Annotated in this window: 1 protein-coding gene; it reads left to right on the top strand. The window is 66.2% G+C overall.

Translation table 11 applies throughout. From position 1 onward, the window contains the following. Positions 1 to 1,063, top strand: a 1,063-nt coding sequence (locus Q8K05_RS18400; RefSeq protein ID WP_305248130.1) for a phosphoenolpyruvate carboxylase, incomplete at both ends; no start/stop codon positions are given.

Raw genomic sequence — 1,063 nt, forward strand, 5'->3', positions numbered from 1 at the left:
CGCCGACAAGGCGCTGAAGAAACTGCTCAAGGGCGTGAGCGGCGACCAGACCGTCAGCGTGATCCGCGCCTTTACCTACTTCAGCCACCTGGCCAATCTGGCCGAAGACCGTCACCACATCCGTCGCCGCGCCATCCACGAGCGCGCGGGCGACACCCAGGAAGGCAGCATCGAGGTGGCGCTGGCCCGCCTGCGCTGGGCCGGCATTGCGCCCAAAACCATCGCTGACACGCTGGCCCACAGCTTTGTCTCGCCGGTGCTGACCGCCCACCCAACCGAGGTCCAACGCAAAAGCATTCTGGATGCCGAACGCGCCATTGCGCAGTTGCTCACCGCGCGCGATGAAACCAAGGCGCTGGCCCAGGCCGTCCCGGTTGCCAAAGATGCGCTGACGCCGCGCGAGCTGGCCGCCAACGAAGCTCAGTTGCGCGCCCGCGTGATGCAGCTGTGGCAGACGCGGCTGCTGCGCTTTTCCAAGCTCACGGTGGCCGATGAAATTGAAAACGCCCTGAGCTACTACGAAGCGACCTTTTTGCGCGAGATTCCCAAGCTCTACGCCAACCTGGAGCGCGAGCTCGGCCATCATCCGGTGCACAGCTTCTTGCGCATGGGCCAGTGGATAGGCGGCGACCGCGATGGCAACCCCAACGTCAACGCCGGCACGCTCGACTACGCGCTGGGCCGCCAGGCCGATGTGGCGCTGCGCCACTACCTGACCGAGGTGCACTTCCTGGGCGGCGAGCTGTCGCTGTCGGCCATGCTGGTCGACTTCAGCCCCGAAATGCGCCTGCTGGCCGAAAGTTCGCCCGACACCAACGAACACCGCAAGGACGAGCCCTACCGCCGCGCCCTGACCGGGGTCTATGCCCGGCTGGCCGCCACGCTGAAGACGCTGACCGGTGGCGAAGCGGCGCGTCATGCAGTGGCGCCGCAAAATGCCTACGCGCTGGCCGAAGACTTCCTGGCCGACCTGCGCACCATTGAAACGTCACTGCGCAGCCACCACGGCCAGGCGCTGATTGCCCAGCGCCTGCACCCGCTGATTCGGGCCGTGGAAGTGTTT

The organism is Polaromonas sp. (assembly GCF_030682935.1).
Classification (GTDB): domain Bacteria; phylum Pseudomonadota; class Gammaproteobacteria; order Burkholderiales; family Burkholderiaceae_C; genus Polaromonas.